The sequence below is a fragment of the Streptomyces sp. YS415 genome (assembly GCF_023544665.1).
Lineage (GTDB): Bacteria > Actinomycetota > Actinomycetes > Streptomycetales > Streptomycetaceae > Streptomyces.
On sequence record NZ_JAMJFL010000013.1, the window covers coordinates 21,959 to 38,179 of the forward strand.

Annotated in this window: 10 protein-coding genes and 4 pseudogenes; 6 read left to right on the top strand and 8 right to left on the bottom strand. The window is 68.9% G+C overall.

Going from position 1 to position 16,221, the window contains the following annotated elements:
* Window positions 1-14 precede the first annotated feature (14 nt).
* From M8H82_RS18285 to M8H82_RS18310, 6 genes and pseudogenes are all read right to left on the bottom strand, one after another.
* Complete coding sequence (locus M8H82_RS18285; protein ID WP_250075304.1) at window positions 15-4,724, bottom strand: DUF6603 domain-containing protein; 4,710 nt, start codon at window positions 4,722-4,724, stop codon at window positions 15-17.
* On the bottom strand, window positions 4,717-7,263 hold the full coding sequence (locus M8H82_RS36630; RefSeq protein WP_250075306.1) for a M64 family metallopeptidase: 2,547 nt from the start codon (window positions 7,261-7,263) through the stop codon (window positions 4,717-4,719). The genes M8H82_RS18285 and M8H82_RS36630 overlap by 8 nt, the downstream gene beginning before the upstream one ends.
* Window positions 7,264-7,406: 143 nt before the next feature.
* Window positions 7,407-7,578, bottom strand: a pseudogene (locus M8H82_RS18295) (transposase); the annotation flags it as partial.
* 78 nt (window positions 7,579-7,656) lie between these two features.
* Window positions 7,657-8,376: a GDSL-type esterase/lipase family protein gene (locus tag M8H82_RS18300; RefSeq protein ID WP_250075310.1), complete on the bottom strand. Its 720-nt coding sequence runs from the start codon at window positions 8,374-8,376 to the stop codon at window positions 7,657-7,659.
* Entirely contained in the window at window positions 8,373-8,843 is a 471-nt protein-coding gene (locus M8H82_RS18305) for a cupin domain-containing protein (protein ID WP_250075312.1), read from the bottom strand. The genes M8H82_RS18300 and M8H82_RS18305 overlap by 4 nt, the downstream gene beginning before the upstream one ends.
* An 82-nt stretch (window positions 8,844-8,925) precedes the next feature.
* The gene (locus M8H82_RS18310) at window positions 8,926-9,762 is read right to left on the bottom strand and encodes a helix-turn-helix domain-containing protein (RefSeq protein WP_250075314.1); all 837 of its coding nucleotides are present in this window, start codon (window positions 9,760-9,762) and stop codon (window positions 8,926-8,928) included.
* A gap of 64 nt (window positions 9,763-9,826) precedes the next feature.
* Between M8H82_RS18310 and M8H82_RS18315 the strand changes: the two genes are divergently transcribed.
* From M8H82_RS18315 to M8H82_RS18325, 3 genes and pseudogenes are all read left to right on the top strand, one after another.
* A complete protein-coding gene (locus M8H82_RS18315; protein WP_250075315.1) occupies window positions 9,827-10,093 on the top strand; it encodes a hypothetical protein in 267 nt (88 codons plus the stop codon).
* 156 nt (window positions 10,094-10,249) lie between these two features.
* A pseudogene (locus M8H82_RS18320) lies at window positions 10,250-10,632 on the top strand (VOC family protein).
* Window positions 10,633-10,952: 320 nt separating this feature from the next.
* Window positions 10,953-12,059, top strand: a complete 1,107-nt coding sequence (locus tag M8H82_RS18325) for a hypothetical protein (RefSeq protein WP_250075317.1) — start codon at window positions 10,953-10,955, stop codon at window positions 12,057-12,059.
* Between the two features lie 525 nt (window positions 12,060-12,584).
* Here the strand turns inward: M8H82_RS18325 and M8H82_RS36790 are convergent.
* Together M8H82_RS36790 and M8H82_RS18330 are read right to left on the bottom strand one after the other, a co-directional pair.
* A pseudogene (locus M8H82_RS36790) lies at window positions 12,585-12,737 on the bottom strand (transposase); the annotation flags it as partial.
* A 195-nt stretch (window positions 12,738-12,932) separates the two neighbouring features.
* Window positions 12,933-13,535 carry a TetR/AcrR family transcriptional regulator gene (locus M8H82_RS18330; RefSeq protein ID WP_250075319.1) on the bottom strand — a complete coding sequence of 201 codons (603 nt, stop codon included), beginning with the start codon at window positions 13,533-13,535 and terminating at the stop codon, window positions 12,933-12,935.
* Between the two features lie 158 nt (window positions 13,536-13,693).
* Between M8H82_RS18330 and M8H82_RS18335 the strand changes: the two genes are divergently transcribed.
* The 3 genes and pseudogenes from M8H82_RS18335 to M8H82_RS36795 all read left to right on the top strand — a co-directional run.
* A complete protein-coding gene (locus tag M8H82_RS18335; protein WP_250075321.1) occupies window positions 13,694-14,830 on the top strand; it encodes an MFS transporter in 1,137 nt (378 codons plus the stop codon).
* A 172-nt stretch (window positions 14,831-15,002) separates the two neighbouring features.
* The gene (locus M8H82_RS18340; RefSeq protein ID WP_250075323.1) at window positions 15,003-15,590 is read left to right on the top strand and encodes a 3'-5' exonuclease; all 588 of its coding nucleotides are present in this window, start codon (window positions 15,003-15,005) and stop codon (window positions 15,588-15,590) included.
* Between the two features lie 9 nt (window positions 15,591-15,599).
* Window positions 15,600-15,810, top strand: a pseudogene (locus M8H82_RS36795) (hypothetical protein); the annotation flags it as partial.
* Window positions 15,811-16,221 lie beyond the last annotated feature (411 nt).

Consider the following 16,221-nt stretch of genomic DNA (forward strand, 5'->3'; position numbering starts at 1 on the left):
AGGTTCCTCCGTCGTCAGGGCGTGAAGATCTCGGCGGTCGGGGTGAGGATGTCGGTGCCGGGGTGCGGGGCGGCAGCGGCCGAGCGGGTCCGGCCGCCGGCCGCGAGCACCCGGCCGTCGGGCAGGTCGATCAGGGCAAACGCCCACCGGCCGGTGGTCAGGCCGCTCGCGAAAGTCCAGGTGTCGGCGGCCGGGTCGTACAGCAGCGCACTGCAAAAGCCGCCGTCGAAGGCGGGGGCACGGGTGCCGCCCGCCACGAGCACCAGGCCGGAACGCAAGGGCAGGGCGCGGTGCCGGGTGCGCCCACCGGGCATGGCGCGGACCGCCGTCCATGTGCCGGACCCGACGGTGAAGCGTTCGGCACTGGCGAGGGCGCCGGGATTGTACGGACCGCGCACCACACCGGCCGGGGCATCGCCGCCGGTCACCAGAACGGTGTCGTCGGCGAGCAGCGTCGCCTGGTGACCCGCGCGAGGCGTGGCGAGCGAGCCGGTCGGGGTCCATGTGCCGGCTGCCGGGTCGTAGATCTCGCAGTAGCCGAGCGCGGCGGTGCCCCGGCCGGTCTTGAGGACGCCGCCGACCACCAGGACCCGGCCGTCCGCGAGCAGTACGGCTTGGTGGTCGCAGCGAGGGTCTGTCATCGCACTCTGGGTCCACTGCCGCTTGGCCGGGTCGTACACCTCGGCGGACGCGAGCGAGTTGCCGCGGGCGCCGGTGCCGCCGGAGACCAGGATCTTGCCGTCGCGCAGCACGGTGGCGCGATGGCCGTGCCTGGCGGTGTGCATCGGCGGAACGTCGCTGCTCCAGGTCGCGGTGAGCGGGTCGTAGATCTCGGTGGTCGCCAGGGGCGCGGCCTGGCTCACGCCACCGGCGGCGAGGACCCGGCCGTCGGGCAGCAGGCAGAGGGTGTGCCCGTCGCGGGCGACCGGAAGCGGCGCGGTGGCGGCCCAGGTCCCGGCGACGGGATCGAAGAGCGCGGCGGCGGCGAGCGGCTCGCCCGCGGCGTCCTGACCGCCGGCGGCGAGGATCCTGCCGCTGCTCAGCCGTACCGCTGCCGGGGCGATGGCCGGGGTGGGCAGGGAGCCGGTGGAGGTCCACGACTGCGGGGTGACGGGCAGGGCCGCCGCCTCGGATTCGGGAATGACGTGGAGCTGGCCGATCAGCGCGGGGTCCGCGATGACCCACTCGGCGAGGGCCTCCTCGGCCGCCGCCTGGCTGCGGAAACTCGCCGTGGCCGAGCCGAGCGAGGCCGGCGGGAAGGCCTGGGCGTTGTTGCGCAGGTAGGCGACCACGAAGCGCTGGCCCTTGACCTGCACGGTCTCGTCAGGGGCGTATGGCTGGCGCTGGTCGGCTTCGCGCCGCGACAGGGGCGAACGGCTGGTGCTGCTGCCCTCCAGAAGCCGGGTGAACACGGCCGGGCTGACGCTGGTCAGCGTCTTGGTGGGCGCGGCGGTGGGGGCGACCTGGCGGACGAGTCCGTCGGCCTGCACGATCGTGCGGGTCGCCGGTCGTACGGTGCCCCGCTGGCGGCGCAGCCTGCTGTCGATGACGATCTGCTCGTAGCGGGCGCTGCGCTTGACGACGCGGGCGGAGGCGATCGCGCCCTGCGCCGCCACCAGCTCCAGCCCCGCGTCCTGGTCCTCGTACGCCGGTCGCGACAGCTTGGTGGCGTCGTCCATGTCCTGGAACTGGGCCATCGCGAACTTCTCGGCGGTGACGGAGGCGCGCACCAGGCCGCTGCCCGACAGGGGCTCGACGGTGAACCGTTTGCCGTCGCGCGGCCGCTGCGCGCCGATGCGATCCAGCCGTACGGCGAGCGGGATCGCACGCTGGCGGATGAACAGCGAGCCGAGGGGGTGCAGCACCAACTCCTCGGTCGGCGCCAAGGTGCGCAGCGTGACCAGCGGGTTGCCGCCGCCGGTCGGCAGCCGGGTCTGCCAGCCTTCGGGCTTGGCGACCTCGCCCGCCAGGAGCGGGAGCACGTCGATCGGGGGCAGCGTGGTGTCGCGGTCCTCGCCCCAGGTGATGTCGAAGTCGGCGGAGATCTCGAAGAACAGCAGCGAGATCGAGCCCCGGCCGTGGGCCCGGAACGGGGCCGGGCCTTCGAGCTGGAAGGCCAGGTCGATACCGAACAGACCGACGCCGAACGCCTTGAGCGAGACCCCTGCGGAGACGGCGATGACGAAGCGGAACGGGGAGAACTGGAAGAGCGCGTCGAAGCTGAGGTGGCCGGAGATGCCGAAGTCGTCGAAGCCCAGCACCATCTCGGCCCGCGCACCGAACTGCACCGTGTTGCTGGTGATCGCGAAGTAGCCGGAGACGGTGATCCGGGCGCCCGGCCGGTTGAGGATGTCCACCCGGATGCGGGGCGGCACCGGGAACGGCAGCGGCGGCGGCTTGTAGGAGGGGTGGAAGCCGCCGACGGAAATGACCAGGTCGGGGTTGTCACCCCAGCCGACCAGCAGCCCCAGCCCGCCTTCGAGGGTCATGAACAGCACGCGCGACTCGAAGAGCTGGGCGAAGAACCACAGGCGCTGCTTGTCGAACTCGATCGCGCCGACGAACTGCACCTGCAGGACCAGCAGCGGCAGGTCGGTGGTGGGCAGCGCGCAGCGCAGCACGCCGAGGATGGCGATGTTGCCGGGGATCTCGATGATCACCGCGAGCGAGACCGAGACCAGCGTGGGGGTGCCCCAGCCGATCTTGGCCATCGGCCCGACCAGGAACGTGCCCTGCTCGGGCGGGAAAAACGCGCGCAGGTCCGACAGGATGCGCGGCGCGTTGGCCACCACGTCGCGCGGGAACATCACCGACTCGATCGAGCCGGTCTGTACCCCCTCGACCAGGGCTTGGAGGTTCATCCGGCGGTTCAGCCCGATGATCCCGCCCACTGCCAGCAGGGTGAAGCCGAAGCCGAGCTGGATGCCGGAGCCGAACTCGGCGGTGATGATCAGCAGCAGCGAGAAGCCCGCGGAGCCGTCCGGCATCCGGGTGGTGATCAGACCGATCGCCTTGACGTCGAACAGTCCGGCGAAGTCCAGCTCCAGTGCCCCGCCGTACTCCCCCTTGGCCGGGTCGAAGAACAGGTAGCCGCCGCCGCTGACCACCCCGGCGTCCACCGACAGGCCCGCACCCTTGGGCGGCTTGAACCCCAGCGAGACGTCCAGCGGGCCGAGGTTGCCGTCGTTGCCGGACCTGAAGCCGAAGGTCGCCGCCAGGCCGAGTTCCTCGACGACCGCCTTGATCGGGCCGAGTTCGGCCTTGAAGGTCGCGCCGAGGTTGATCGGCAGGCCGTCGGCGCCGGGGGCGGCCGAGACGGTCAGCGACTGGATGTCGATGGGGCCCAGGTTGAGGTGGACGGGCAGCTGGATCTCCAGGCCGGAGGTGCCGCGGAAGTAGAAGCCGGTGCGCTGGGAGACCCCGAGCGTCAGGTCGGCCCCGAAGGTGAAGCCGCCGTCCGGCACGATCTTGGCGATGAAGCCGTCGGCCTCGCCGGGGTCGAAGACGAACTCCAGACCGGCCAGCTCGAGTTCGGCGAACACATCCGCCGCGCCGTCGGACATGCGGATGCCGCCGGTGCCGCCGAGCTTGCGATACTGCAGCCGGGTCGCTCCGGGCGAGCCCAGCAACACGATCGGCCCGGCGTCGGCGTTGCCGCGCTCGGCCTTGACCACCAGCGAGCCGTCGGCGTGCGACGGCGAGCCGCCGCCCGCGAAACCCACGATGATCTCGATCGGGCGGCCCGGCCGCACCTGCAGCCCGATCCCGCCTTGCAGGTCCAGGTCGGTGCGGATGGTGACGGCGATGTCGTCACCCAGCTGGAACTTGAAGTCCAGCGCGCCGTTGAAGGCGGGAATCAGCGCCAGACCGGGCGGGTTCCCCGCTGCCGCCGGCACCGGCAGCAGCCTCATCTCGGCGGCCATCCGGCCCGAGGCCTGCGCCCGTTCGAAGAACACCGCCCGGATGCCGCGCACCGGCGGGTCGGTCAGCTTGGGAACAGTGCCCTGCAGGGCGGCCGCACTCGCCGTCGGGATCTCGGCGGTGGCGATGTCCACGCCGATGGCCATCATCAGGTTGTCGACCTGCACGGCCAACGCCTCGAAGTCGAAGTCCGCCTCACCCCAGCCGAAGGCGTTCTTGAGCACCAGCGAGGGTTCGCTCAGCGTCTGGGGCAGGTCCGTCAGGTCGAGCCGGATGTTCATGTACGGCGGCCGATTGCCCTCAGGCGGCGCGTAGCCCGTCTTGGCCACGCCCAGCGCGCGCAGCCCGAACCCGATGGACGGGTGGTACCGCTGCAGGTAGGTGATGACCAGGTGGTCGATGAGCTGGCCGGGGAACTTCTCCTTGAAGCCGTCCGCGCGCAGCGTCGCGGGGATGGCCGAGTCGGGTGCGGTCGCGATCGCCCTGATCGCGTTGACCACCTCCTGGAAGGCCCGCAGCACCCGGCTCACGTCGTCGGGCGAGATCTGCACCGATGCCTCGCCGTCGCCCACGGAGCCGCCGACGTTGAGGCCGCCCTCGCCGAGCAGCCTGGTCAGGCCGTCGTACAGGATCTCCACCCCGCTGCCGAGGTCGCGCAGCGGCTGCGGAATGTCCTCGGCGCGCCAGCCCAGCTTCTGCAGGAACGCGATGAAGGCCTCCGGGGAGGCGAGCGCCTCGCGCAGCGGCAGCAGCGCCTGCCCCAGCTCGGCCACCAGCCGGTCGAACGTGCCGGGCTCAGCCATTCTTCTTCGCCTTCGGGTAGAACATCGCGTCAAGGATGCTGTGGCAACCCGGATCGACCCGGTTGACGATCAGCCACTTGCAGACGAAGCAGAACTCGCCGTCGTTGTCCTCGTCGCCGGAGCGGCGCATCTTGCACGCTCCGGTCGGCCGGTAGTAGCCGCCCGCGAAGTCCAGCGCGCCCTCGTAGACGCCGATCAGCTTCGAGGACTTACAGGGCGCCTTGAAGTCCGGGATGGACCGGGGGTTATCGGCCTCGTCCTTGGGATGCAGGATGTCGGTGTCGACGTTCAGCGGCGTCCTGTTGGCGGGGGTGGGAGTGATCAGGTGTTTGTGCACCGCGGGCTCGACCACGGTGCGGACCTGACCGGCGGCGTCCTTCAGCGGCACGTACACGGCCGAGCCCGCGGCGAACACCGGAAACGGCGCAGGCGGCAGGCCCGGGCCGTCGAGCGTCATGGTGCCCAGCTCGGGCTCGATGTGGGCGATCTTCAGGTTGGTCAGGATCTGGGCGGGGCCGGTGGCCAGTGGCAGCTGGATGCCCTGCGGACTGACGTGAAGGTTGCGCAGGTGCACCTCGGCCGGCGGGGTCTGCGCCGCGATCTTCTGCCACGGCGCGATGTACCGCTTGTCGATCATGATCTCGATGCCGCCGAGACCTGGCGCGGAGTCGATGACCAGCCGTGCGGACTGGCGCATCCGGGGCAGCGCGAACCACTTGACCTTGGTGACGTCGATCTGCCGGTCGGGGGCAGGGTTGACTCGCAAGAACCCCAGCCTGGTCACGTTGTCGCCCGAAATGTCGACCGTTGAGGTCGCCGGCGCGTTCGGGTCGTCTCCCCCGGAGGTCTCGTACTCGTCCTTCAGGCCGAAGCTGTGGCCGAATTCGTGCGCGACCGTGTCGACGGTTTCGGTGAAGTCGACGTCGGGCTCCGCCGACGGCTTGCGTCGCATCACCCGCTTGTCACCCGCGGCGTACTCGAACTCCACCCCGTTGCCCTTGTTGGTCGTCAGGGCCGTCAGGGTGTTGTTGTTGATGTTGCTGCCACCGGTCACCTCGTCATAGGTGATGAGGGCGACCAGTCCGCGGCTGGGCTTGAACTGGGTGTCGTCGGGCTCCCAGACCGGTCCGATGTGATGGAACGGAGGGAACGCGTACTCCAGGCCCGCGAGGTACTGCAGGATCAGATTGCCCGGATTGGTGCTGCCGCGGCCGGCGAACCGCTCGGGAGGATGCCTGCGGGGGTCGGGCGTCAACGCCCTGGTCGCCCGCTCGGGTGTGTAGAACTCATAAAGCCGGGCGATGAACTCGCGCAGCCCTGGCGTGCCCGGCTGGTCGCTCCCCGGCGGGACCAGCGCCGCGTTGCGGTCGGAGAAGCGGTCGCCCCACCGGCAGCCCAGATGCATTCCGAACAGAGTGTCGCGTGCGTGCAGGATCCCGGTCCCCTGGTGCTTCTTCCACGCTCCCAGCACCGTGTCGTCCACCTTGTCGGGATCGAACCCGGTCAGCTCCTGCCCTGCCCAGACGGCCTTGAGGTTGGCCCTGCTCTCGTTGCGCATCGGCAACCCGACCTTGGCAACCAGGTCCCGCAGCGTGTAGACGTTCGCGTTGGTGCTGACCCTGTGGATGAACGGGATGGGCACACCGGTCCCCGTCGTCTGGTCCGCGTCGGCAACCCGGTAGGCGACGGTGGCGCAATGCTCCTGCGAGGCGCCGAAGGCTTTGAAGATGTTGAAGCTGCCCTCCAGCATCGGATACGGCTGATGCCGGGGCTGGTCGAACATCTGGTCCACGACGCGAGTGACGATCTTGTCGAAGGTCCCTTCGTCCGATTTACGGAACCCTTCCGCGAGGAAGACGATGTTGTGCTGCTCAACCGCGTGCGCCACGTTGGGCGTCTGGACCGGCTTCAGGTCGCGGCGATGCTTGGCGTAGTTCACCACCCGCACGGGCAGCCGATGGCTTTGATTGAGGAACGTGCCCGTCAGATCCACGGTCCCGGGGGTGCCGGTGGTCTCACGCAGCCCGCGCAGCCGCCCCTGGGGGTTGACCACGAAGGTGTTGGTGTCGGCCGACGTCAGCGTCACGTACCCGTGCCCGGTGATGTCGCCGATCAGATCCGTACCGGTCGGATCGTCGCTGAACTTGGCGTAGATCGACGGCTGGGCGTGCGCCACGTCGTCCAGGGCGGTGGTGATGGAGTCGTTGCCGAACCACCATCCCACGATCGAGTTGTGCACCTGCAGCCGGCCGACGAAGTAGTCGCTGCCGCGCCGGACTTGAAACAGGTACACCCCCGGCTGGGTGGCGGTGACCTGCCCGTTGGCGCTGTTGTACGCCGGCAGCGGCGGGAGCAGCCGCTGTCCTACTGGGCGATGCGGGGCGAAGAAGTCCACCGCGATTGCCCCCGGGGCGATCGGCGTCAGCGTGTACCCACCGGCCGTCACCGCCCGGTCGAACACCTGCAGCGTCAGCGTCGGCGTACCGGACAGGGCCAGGTGGAGATCGCAGTGCGGGAAGAGAACGATGTCCGGTACCACAAGGGCCCCCATCCAAATGGGACTTCGGACGGCATAAGGAGCGCAGCGTATCATTGCAAGGCGTAACACCTTGAGTACTCAGCGTATTCTGGTCCGCCTGGCAGGGATCGCGTGCACCCCGAGCGTGGTCCGTACCAGCCGGAAGAACCCAGCTCGTCCGGCAGGTCCTGCCAAGGCGAGGCGGTGCGGTACCTCCTCCCGATGGCCTCCAGGGCGACGATGGTCGGCCCACCATCGACCGCGGACCGGACCGGCCGGCATCAACGGCTCGATCCGGTTCCACATCGGATCAGTGATCATCAATCGGAGGGACACATCCGATCAACCGACGAGCAGATCAGGATGCCGCCTCCGCGCGGTTGATGGCATCCGACTGGCCGGGGGCTGGACCAGCTACGTGCTCTGGGTCAGTAGTCCGGCGTGGATGACCTCAGCGATGAGGGTGGCGCCGCGGCTGTTCTGATGGATGTGGTCGGTCGTGAGCACGAGTCCTCTCCGGCGCGAGATGGTGTCGAGGCTGCGGCGCAGCACTGCGTGCTGGACGAGGACGCCGGCGACCGCTGCGGGCGTCGCTTCCCGGTATGGGATCGGCGGCGGGTCCGCTTGGCGCAGTTCCTCGATCTGGCGTTCGTGGAGCGGAAGGTAGGCGACCTCAGTGGTGGCGGCGACCTCGGCGATCATCCGGCTGTACGCCTGCGACGCCTGTGCCGCTGCTCCGTCGAGTTGTTGGCCGAGTACCGGTAGCGACAGCAGAGCGATCGTCGCGTCGGTCTCCGCTCGCAGCCGTGCGACAACGGCTCCCAGGCACTGTTGGAACCAGCCGGCTGACGGGCGATCGGGGAGCTGTTTGCGCTTCATGGCCTGCTCGACGTGGTAGCCGGCAAGGCTCGCTCGGGCGTCGTTGGTCCCGATCAGCACGGTGATCACATCGGGTGGGTTCGTGACGACAGCATCGAGGCGCTGCAAGAGGTTGTAGGCGAAGTCGCCGTTGGCGCCGAAACGGGCAAGCTGCACGTCATCGGGAGGATGGCGTTGTCCGAGAAGATCCAAATAGTCGACGCTGAACTGCGCGCGGGTGAGGCTGTCGCCGAGGCACGCGATGCGTGTTGTCACGGCGCTTGCTCCGGGCTGGGCGTCGCGACGCATTCGGTCGGGCGGGTGTCGGTCCGAGGACGGTGGTCGGTGCCGAGGGTCGCAGTGATGGACAGGAGGGACGTCGGCCCCTCCGTGTCGACCACGTGCCATACCCCGGCCGGGTTGATGGTGGCCTCGCCGGGCCCGAGCTGAACGCGGTCGGGCACCCCGTCCACGTCGCGGGTGACCGTCACAGACCCGCTGAGGCAAACGACCAGTTCGTCGCCCGCGGGGTGGCTCTCCCAATGGTCGCCGAGCCCGTCGCCGTCGAAGATCATCACCATCCGGCCCTCGACGCCGTCTGCCGCGACCGCGGCGCTGTAGGCCTCGAGCACCTCCGGGTCCCAGGCAAAGCCCTCGACGGGTTTCACTCTCGATCCCAGTCCGAGGTGCACCGGGGTGGTCCGCAGGTCCATGGCATTGCGTTCGTGGTTGACGAGTCTCATGCCGACGATCGTCCACGACAGCGACCGGGTGGTCTTGAAGAAAAGGGAAGAGAAGCCGACGCGACGGGCAGACAGGTGGCGGCTACCCGGCTCCGAGGAGGACTTCGCTGCGACGCCAGGCCGTCGGCGATCGGCCCGTGAACTCGCGCCATTCCCGCACGAGATGGGCCTGGTCGGCGTAGCCGGATACGGTTGCCACATCGCCCCACGGGAGCGGATCCTGCGCCGCCGCCAGTTCGTGCGCGTGCTCGAAGCGCAAGACTCGGGCGAAGGTCTTCGGCGACAGGCCCACCTCACCGCGGAATCGCTCGGTGAGGTACCGGCGGCTCCAGCCGAGTTCCGCGGCGACCGCACGAACCTGGACGCAGCCCCGCGCGGCGACGAAGCGGCGCCACGCCTCGGCTACCTCGGGGCGCACCCAGCGCACATGGTCTCCGCAGGCGCCACGACCAACAGCTCGAAGGAGCAATTCGTCCAGCGCGGCGAACCGCGCCGCCCATGTTGTCGCCGATCGGAGGCGGTCGACCAGCTCGACGGCAAGCGCTCCGAGAAGCTCGTCAAGTGGGACCAATTGGTTAACGAGATCGGCGGCGGGCATGCCGTAGATGGCCCGGGCCCCGAGCGGTGTCAGCGATATTTGAACACCTTGCTGGCGTCCGTCGTGGTGAATCGCGACGGGCCGGCACATCAGACCGCCGGCCAGGCTGCCGAATCGGGTGACCGGTGACCCGTCGCCGACGCCCGCCGCCACCTCCAAACAATCTGACAGGCTGATCACCGCGGTGAGCGCGCGGCTCGGCGGGCCGCAGTGCACCCCCGTCGGGAGCCCGCGGAGGTCGAAGCCGACGTACGAGTTGACGTACTGCCGCAAGACGGGCGCCGGATGTGCAGCAATCTCGGTGGCCGTGTGGTCCTTCATTTTCGTCAGTGTACGAGCCGCCAGCCCAGGAATATCACCGTCCAAGGGCTGATTACCGCCGGGCGTGCGCCACCGCCGATGCCAAGTCCCGCGAGCGGCTGCGCTGATCGCGGACGGCAATGGCGAGGACCGCGGGACCTACCGGCGCATCCTCGACGTCGGCCACCCCGTCCTGATCGTCACCGGCACCGACCCGGGCAGCAGGAAACTCGCCGAACTCCGTGCCGTCCGCGAAGCCCTGTACGAGAGCGCCGCCGACCGCATCGCCCTCGCCGGGCTGCAACTTGAAGCAGTCGCACCGCTGTGGTCGAACCCGGACCGGGCCGAATGAGCGCGTGACTTGGCGAGTGAGCCGGTGTCTTGGCCGGGTTGAGCGGTTCCTGGGACTCGGTCCGCGAGGCCGTTACGGCGCATAGATTTCCGCCAGTTGAAGCGCTCAGTCTCAGCGGACAATCGACTCGCGGGTTGTCTACGTACGCTGACAGGCATGGCATGCCGCATCAGTGAGCTGGTCATCGACTGCGCCGACCCCGAACGGCTCACCGCATTTCGGAGCGAGGTTCTCGGCTACGTCGAACTCGGCCATGAAGACGACGGAAGCATCGAGATCGGGCCGCCCGACGCCGGCTTCGTCGGTCCGCAGCCCACCCTCGTCCTCAGCCAGCAGCGATCCGCGGACCGGGAAGCTCCGACTGCACATCGACGTCAGCCCCACCGACCGCGATCAGGACGCCGAGCTGGCGCGGGGTGCTCGCTCTCGGCGCCAGGCCCGTCGACATCGGCCAAACCGGAAGCGAAAACTGGCAGTTCCTGGCTGACCCGGAAGGCAACGAGTTTTGCCTCCTGCACTCCCGGCTCCAGCCCTTCTGACCACGTGCGTCCTGACGGATAGCCCCTCGGCAGGGCCTGTACCGAGGCGAAACCTCGGCTTGGACGACCGGACATGACAGAAGTTGGGCCACCCGCGAATGGGCAGCGGAGGTGCGCCACTTCGGGAGGCGTCGCAGCACACCGGGAGTTCGAACAGCGCTTGAGTCGCTTGCAGTGGCCCGAGGCGGCGGATGGCACTTACCCGCACATCGTTGGCATCCCGCAGCGGTGGGCAGGTGCCGTTCCCGCAGCGGAGAAAAACACGTTGGCCGGCTGCTGGTGAGGTGCGAAGATCCGTCTGTTTACGAGCCGGAGGAAGTTTGTTCGTTTTCGTGTGTGCGGGATGCGGTGCCGAGTTGACCATCCCGCTGTCCCAGGTCTCTCTGCCGGTCCACGCCCGTCAGCAGTACGGAAACGGGGCCCAGCTTCCAGTTCTCATGGAGTCAGGGACGTTTGCCGTGGACCCGGATCCCTGGGGAGGGCCGTGGCGGCTGTGGGACGAGATCGATCCGGGTGAGGCTGAGGCACGCGGCATCTACGCGCCGGTCCATGCCCTGTCCGACGGCACGCCCGGGGCGAGTGTCATCGCGCCCGGCGATATCCGTGGAACCCGGCTGATTCCTGCAATGCGTGGCGGTGCCTGCTGTGGCCTCGACGGGGCCGACGGGCCCAACATGGCCTGCGAGGCATGCGACCTCCCCGTGGCGACCAGGGTGGATGACTGCTCGCTCTGGCAGATGGTGCGACTCGGCTCGGACGTCGTGCACCGCGTCCCCGTCGACGGTATCCCCACTGCGCCCCTCTCCTGGGCGGAGCTGGCAAAGACGGGGGAGAAAACGCCCCCGTTCGAGCCGATCGCCACGTGGGGAGGACGGCTGGGGCCGAACCACTACTGGTCGTGGAGTCCTCGGTGGGAGGCGGCAGCCGGCCAGGCGCTCGCCCACCTGTTGATCGCCTCCCAGGGGCAGCCGGTGAAAGTCCCGGACGGCCTGACCGCGGATGTGTTCCAGCGCGCGCTCGACGCCTTGCTGCCGGCAGGCACCCGGAAGCGGCGCGCCGTCCTGGCCGGACCGGGACAGCCCCTGCCCGACGCGGGCGTCGACATCCTCCTCGTCCCCGTCCACCCGCAGACGGGCTGGACCTGGGCCCCTGCTGACCTGACCGCCCCGGCATACCTGGTGCCCCTGCCGCTGGGGGTGTGGCTGTGGCTGGTCTCTCCCGAACGCAACTTGCCGGTTCCCGCGTCGGGCCGCATAGCCCAAGACGTCCTCCGCGACGACCCGCTCCCGCTGCTCCCCAACCGCCTGTTCCGGGCCGACTGGGCAACGTTCCAACACACCTTGGTTCGGCTACCAGCCGTGCGCAGCCCGTGGCTACGGGCGATCCTGGAGAACCTCACGCAAACCACCTCGGCTGGCCTCTTCTAGGGCACGTCTGCTGAGGTGCTCGGTCCGCTTACAGGTCCTCTCGTATCAAGGTGACCTGGATGGTGGCCTGCCGGGCTTTGTATCGCTCCGCGTCGAGGCCGGGAGATCGTCCACCGGCCGAACCGCGTCGGAGGCGGTGTCCGGCCAGGTCCTGCTTCCGCGGGATCGTATGCGCGATGCCGCGATGCCGCGGCGGCGCAGGGCAGAGCGGGTCGCGCGTGAGGAATAGGCTGGGTCGCCAACACACGGTCGGGTCGGGTGCGTGGGCGTCCACCGGCTGGGCGGTCCACACGGATGCGCTGTATCAGCGGGAGAAGTTGTGGGGCGTCCCCGCCCTGTCCGGCAGTGACGATGACGGGTCGGCACGCACATCGAGGCGGTGCCCACCAGAGCGACCTTGCTGGTCAGGCCCTCGCAGGAGCGGCCGAGAACATGGTCATCGGGCTTGGCCCATCGCGGGCACGTAAGCCCATTTCCTGCGGGCCCCTACAGCGTGCTGGTGCGCCCAGCAGACGGTGGAGTCGATCAACCCCTCCCCATCCAGAATTGCGTCGGCATCGGCGGTGGCGTTCGACGCTGCCAGATCTGGGCCCAGGCGCCGTTTCGCTGCCAGCGGCGAGAGACTGCGTACGCCGTCGCCCACGGTCCGTACCGCTCGGGGATGTCCCGCCACGGCGAGCGGGTCCTGGACCGCTACCAGGTTGCGTTGAACACCTGGCAGCGCCCCCTGGGAGGGCGTCCCCTCGACGGTAGCGGCGGCAGCAGTTCCATACGCCCCCACTGCTGGCCTGTCAGGTCGTAACGGCCCAACGGGAGATGACGCGCCGGAAGTGATCAACGCTCCCGGACTGGCCCTCGCATCTCCCGCTGCTGTCAAGCGAGTTGCGTAGGTTCATCGCCCAGGGCCCGGACCGCAAAATCGATTGCGGTGGTCAGGCGCTCCAGGCTGTGACCGGCGCGCTCCCGCACCCGCAGGCCGAGTACCGTCGTGAACAGCGATTCCACGGCTGCGTCGATGTCGAGATCGGTGGACAGTTCGCCTCGCTCCCGCCCCTTGGCCAGTACCGCATGCAGGATCTGTCGAGTGACCGCGAACGCAGCCTCGGTCCGCTCCTGGACCTGGGCGTCGGTGGTGCCGAGTTCGGTGGCGGTGTTGACCACGAAACAGCCGCGGCCGGACTCGGCGGCTGGGCAGGTCACCAGCCACAACATCCATTCCCGAAGCACCTCACGAACCGCGCGGTCACTCGCATCCAGCCGTCGCTGGGCCTGCGTGGACTCGGTGGCCCGGTAGTGGTCGAGCGCGCGCAGGAAGAGCGTGTGCTTGTCCGTGAACGTCCGATACAGGCTGCTGGGCGTGAGCTTCAGTTCCTCACCCAGGTCGCGGACCGACGTGGCGTGGTAACCGCGCCGCCAGAACAACTCGGTTGCCGCGGTGAGCGCGTCCTGCTCGTCGAACTGCCGTGGGCGTGCCATGAGTTCACCTTACCCCCGCTTGTGGAGCGTTCGCTCCCATACTAGGGTCCCGATTCGGGAGCGATCGCTCCCAATTGTTGGAGGAGGATCCGTTGACGACCGCAGAACAGACCCCCACCCCGACACAGGGACCACGGACGCCGGATCACAGCCGCTGGATGGCGGTGGCCGCGGTGACGCTGGGCACTTTCCTGCTGGTGACCGCCGAGCAACTGCCGATCGGTCTCCTCACCTCGGTGGGGTCCGCGCTGTCGGTCTCCGAGGGGACGGCAGGACTGATGGTGACGGTGCCCAGCATCGTCGCCGGGGTCGCGGCGCCAGTGGTCCCGATGCTTGTCGGAGCACTGGACCGACGCATCCTGCTGCTCGGGCTGATGGCCCTGATGACCGTCGCCAACGTGGGCTCCGCCCTGGCGCCGAACTTCGCGGTGCTGGTGGGCTCCCGAGTGCTGGTCGGCATCGCGGTCGGCGGCTTCTGGGCGGTCGCCGCCGGCCTGGCGGTCCGGCTCGTCACGCCTGCCAACGTGCCCCGCGCCACCGCGATCATCTTCGGCGGCGTCGGAGCCGCGAACGTGTTCGGCGTCCCCCTCGGCACCCTGGTCGGTGACCTGACCGGCTGGCGCATCGCCTTCTGCGCGCTCAGCGCCCTGGCGCTGGTGACCCTGATCGCCCTGCTTGCAGTACTGCCGCGGCTGGCCGCCTCCCAGACCATCCGCCCCAGCCTGCTGATGGAGCAGCTCCGCAACCCAGGCGTGCGCGTCGGCATCATCGCGACGGTGCTCCTGGTGTTCGGACACTTTGCCGCATACACCTTCGTCAGCCCGGCGCTGCAGGAGCACTCGGGGATCGACGAGCGCTATGTGGGTCCGCTGCTGTTCGGGTTCGGTGCGGCCGGCATGATCGGCAACTTTGCCGCAGGTGCGGCGCTCTCCCGCCGCGTACACCGCAGCGTGCTGGCCATCGCCGCGGCCATGATGGCCGCGATGCCGCTCTTCCTGCTACTGGGCCGGACCGCAACCGGCGGCGCCATCCTGCTGATCGTCTGGGGTCTGGCATTCGGCGGTGTGTCCGTGGGCCTCCAGACCTGGATGATCAAGGCCGCTCCGCAGGCAGTGGAAGCGGCCTCCTCGCTGTGGGTGGCGGTGTTCAACCTGTCCATCGGCTTCGGTGCGCTGGCCGGCGGCATCATTGTCGACACCCTTTCGCTCCAGGGCGTGCTGTGGCTCGGTGGCGTCTGCGCCCTGCTCGCCGCTCTGGCGATCTGGACCGCCCGCACCCACGACGCCGTGCGCTGAAACAAGAACCACTCAGCCCGACCGGGCACCGGAGAAAGAATTAAGGCGCCCGGGCAGCCCGCACTTCCAGCTTCAACATTCCAAGCGTCGAAGAAGTCCGTAATGTCGGTGAGGGCGGGGCATGCAGGAATTGAGGTGCCGGAACCGGGCAAGCATCCCTACCCTCGGCCCCATGCGCCACGAAGCCGCTCTGCTGAACGTCATCGATGTGGAAGCCACCTGCTGGGACGGACAGCCGCCGCCCGGCTCGGTGAACGAGATCATCGAGATTGGTCTCACCGTCGTGGACCTCTCAGCAGGGCGTCGTGTGTCCCGGCATCGTGTGCTGGTTCGCCCTGTCCGGTCCACGGTGAGCAACTTCTGCACCGAACTGACCGGACTGACGCAAGCTGAGGTGGAACAGGGCGTCTCCTTCGCCGAGGCGTGCCGCATCCTCGTCGAGGAGTACGAGGCTGAGAAGCGCCCCTGGGCGAGCTGGGGCGAGTACGACCGTCGGCAGTTCGCCCGGCAGAGTCAGGCCGACGGGGTCGCCTACCCGTTCGGCTATCCAACGGAGCGCACCCACACCAACGCCAAGGCCGTCTTCACCGCGGCCTACGGACTGCGCAAGAAACCCGGCATGGACCACGCCCTACAGATAGCCGGACTACCACTCGAGGGACGCCATCACCGCGGAGAGGACGACGCGTGGAACATCGCCGCACTCGTCCTCGATCTGTTGGGCCGCGGGGCATGGCCGGTTACAACCACAGCCGGCTAGAGGTTGTCCGTGACTGGTGGGGCGGTTGCCGCGTTGGCTGGGCACTCATGGGGTGACCTCAGCTGGACCGAGCCGTTCTCTGGGCTTGACCGAGTCACAGTCCGCCAGGCGGGTGGCGTTGGCGCGGCGCCGCAGTGGCGACGTTCAATGCGGGCGTCCCTGGCGGCTGTCACTGGAGGACCGGGTCTTTCAAGCTCCCTGGCAGAGCCCACTGACATTGACGCTCCACTGAGCCCGCAGAGGCCGACCCAAAGGTGGAGCCACACGGGACCCTCGCCGGTCCACCGGGGCAGGCCCGGATGCAAGCATCGACTCGCACGCCCCAGACAACTGCTCGACGATCAGCACCGGAGCAGCCCCCGCCGCGGAAGAAGGCGGCAGCCCATACGTACCAGCGGTAGACCGTGTCGCACAGACGGGAGAAGCGGTCTCGAAGGATAGGACTTCTTCGATGGGCAGTACCGATAATGCTCGGCGTCGGCGAGCGGCTGGTCGCACATCGTGCCTCGTCGAGCCACGTACGGTGCCGCGCCGTGTGCGGAGGGCTCATCTCGAGCGCTTGACGGCCCAGCGACGTGAGGTGTCCTCAGTGGCATGAAGCTACTGTGGTTCGGGGTGCTCCCGAGGGCAG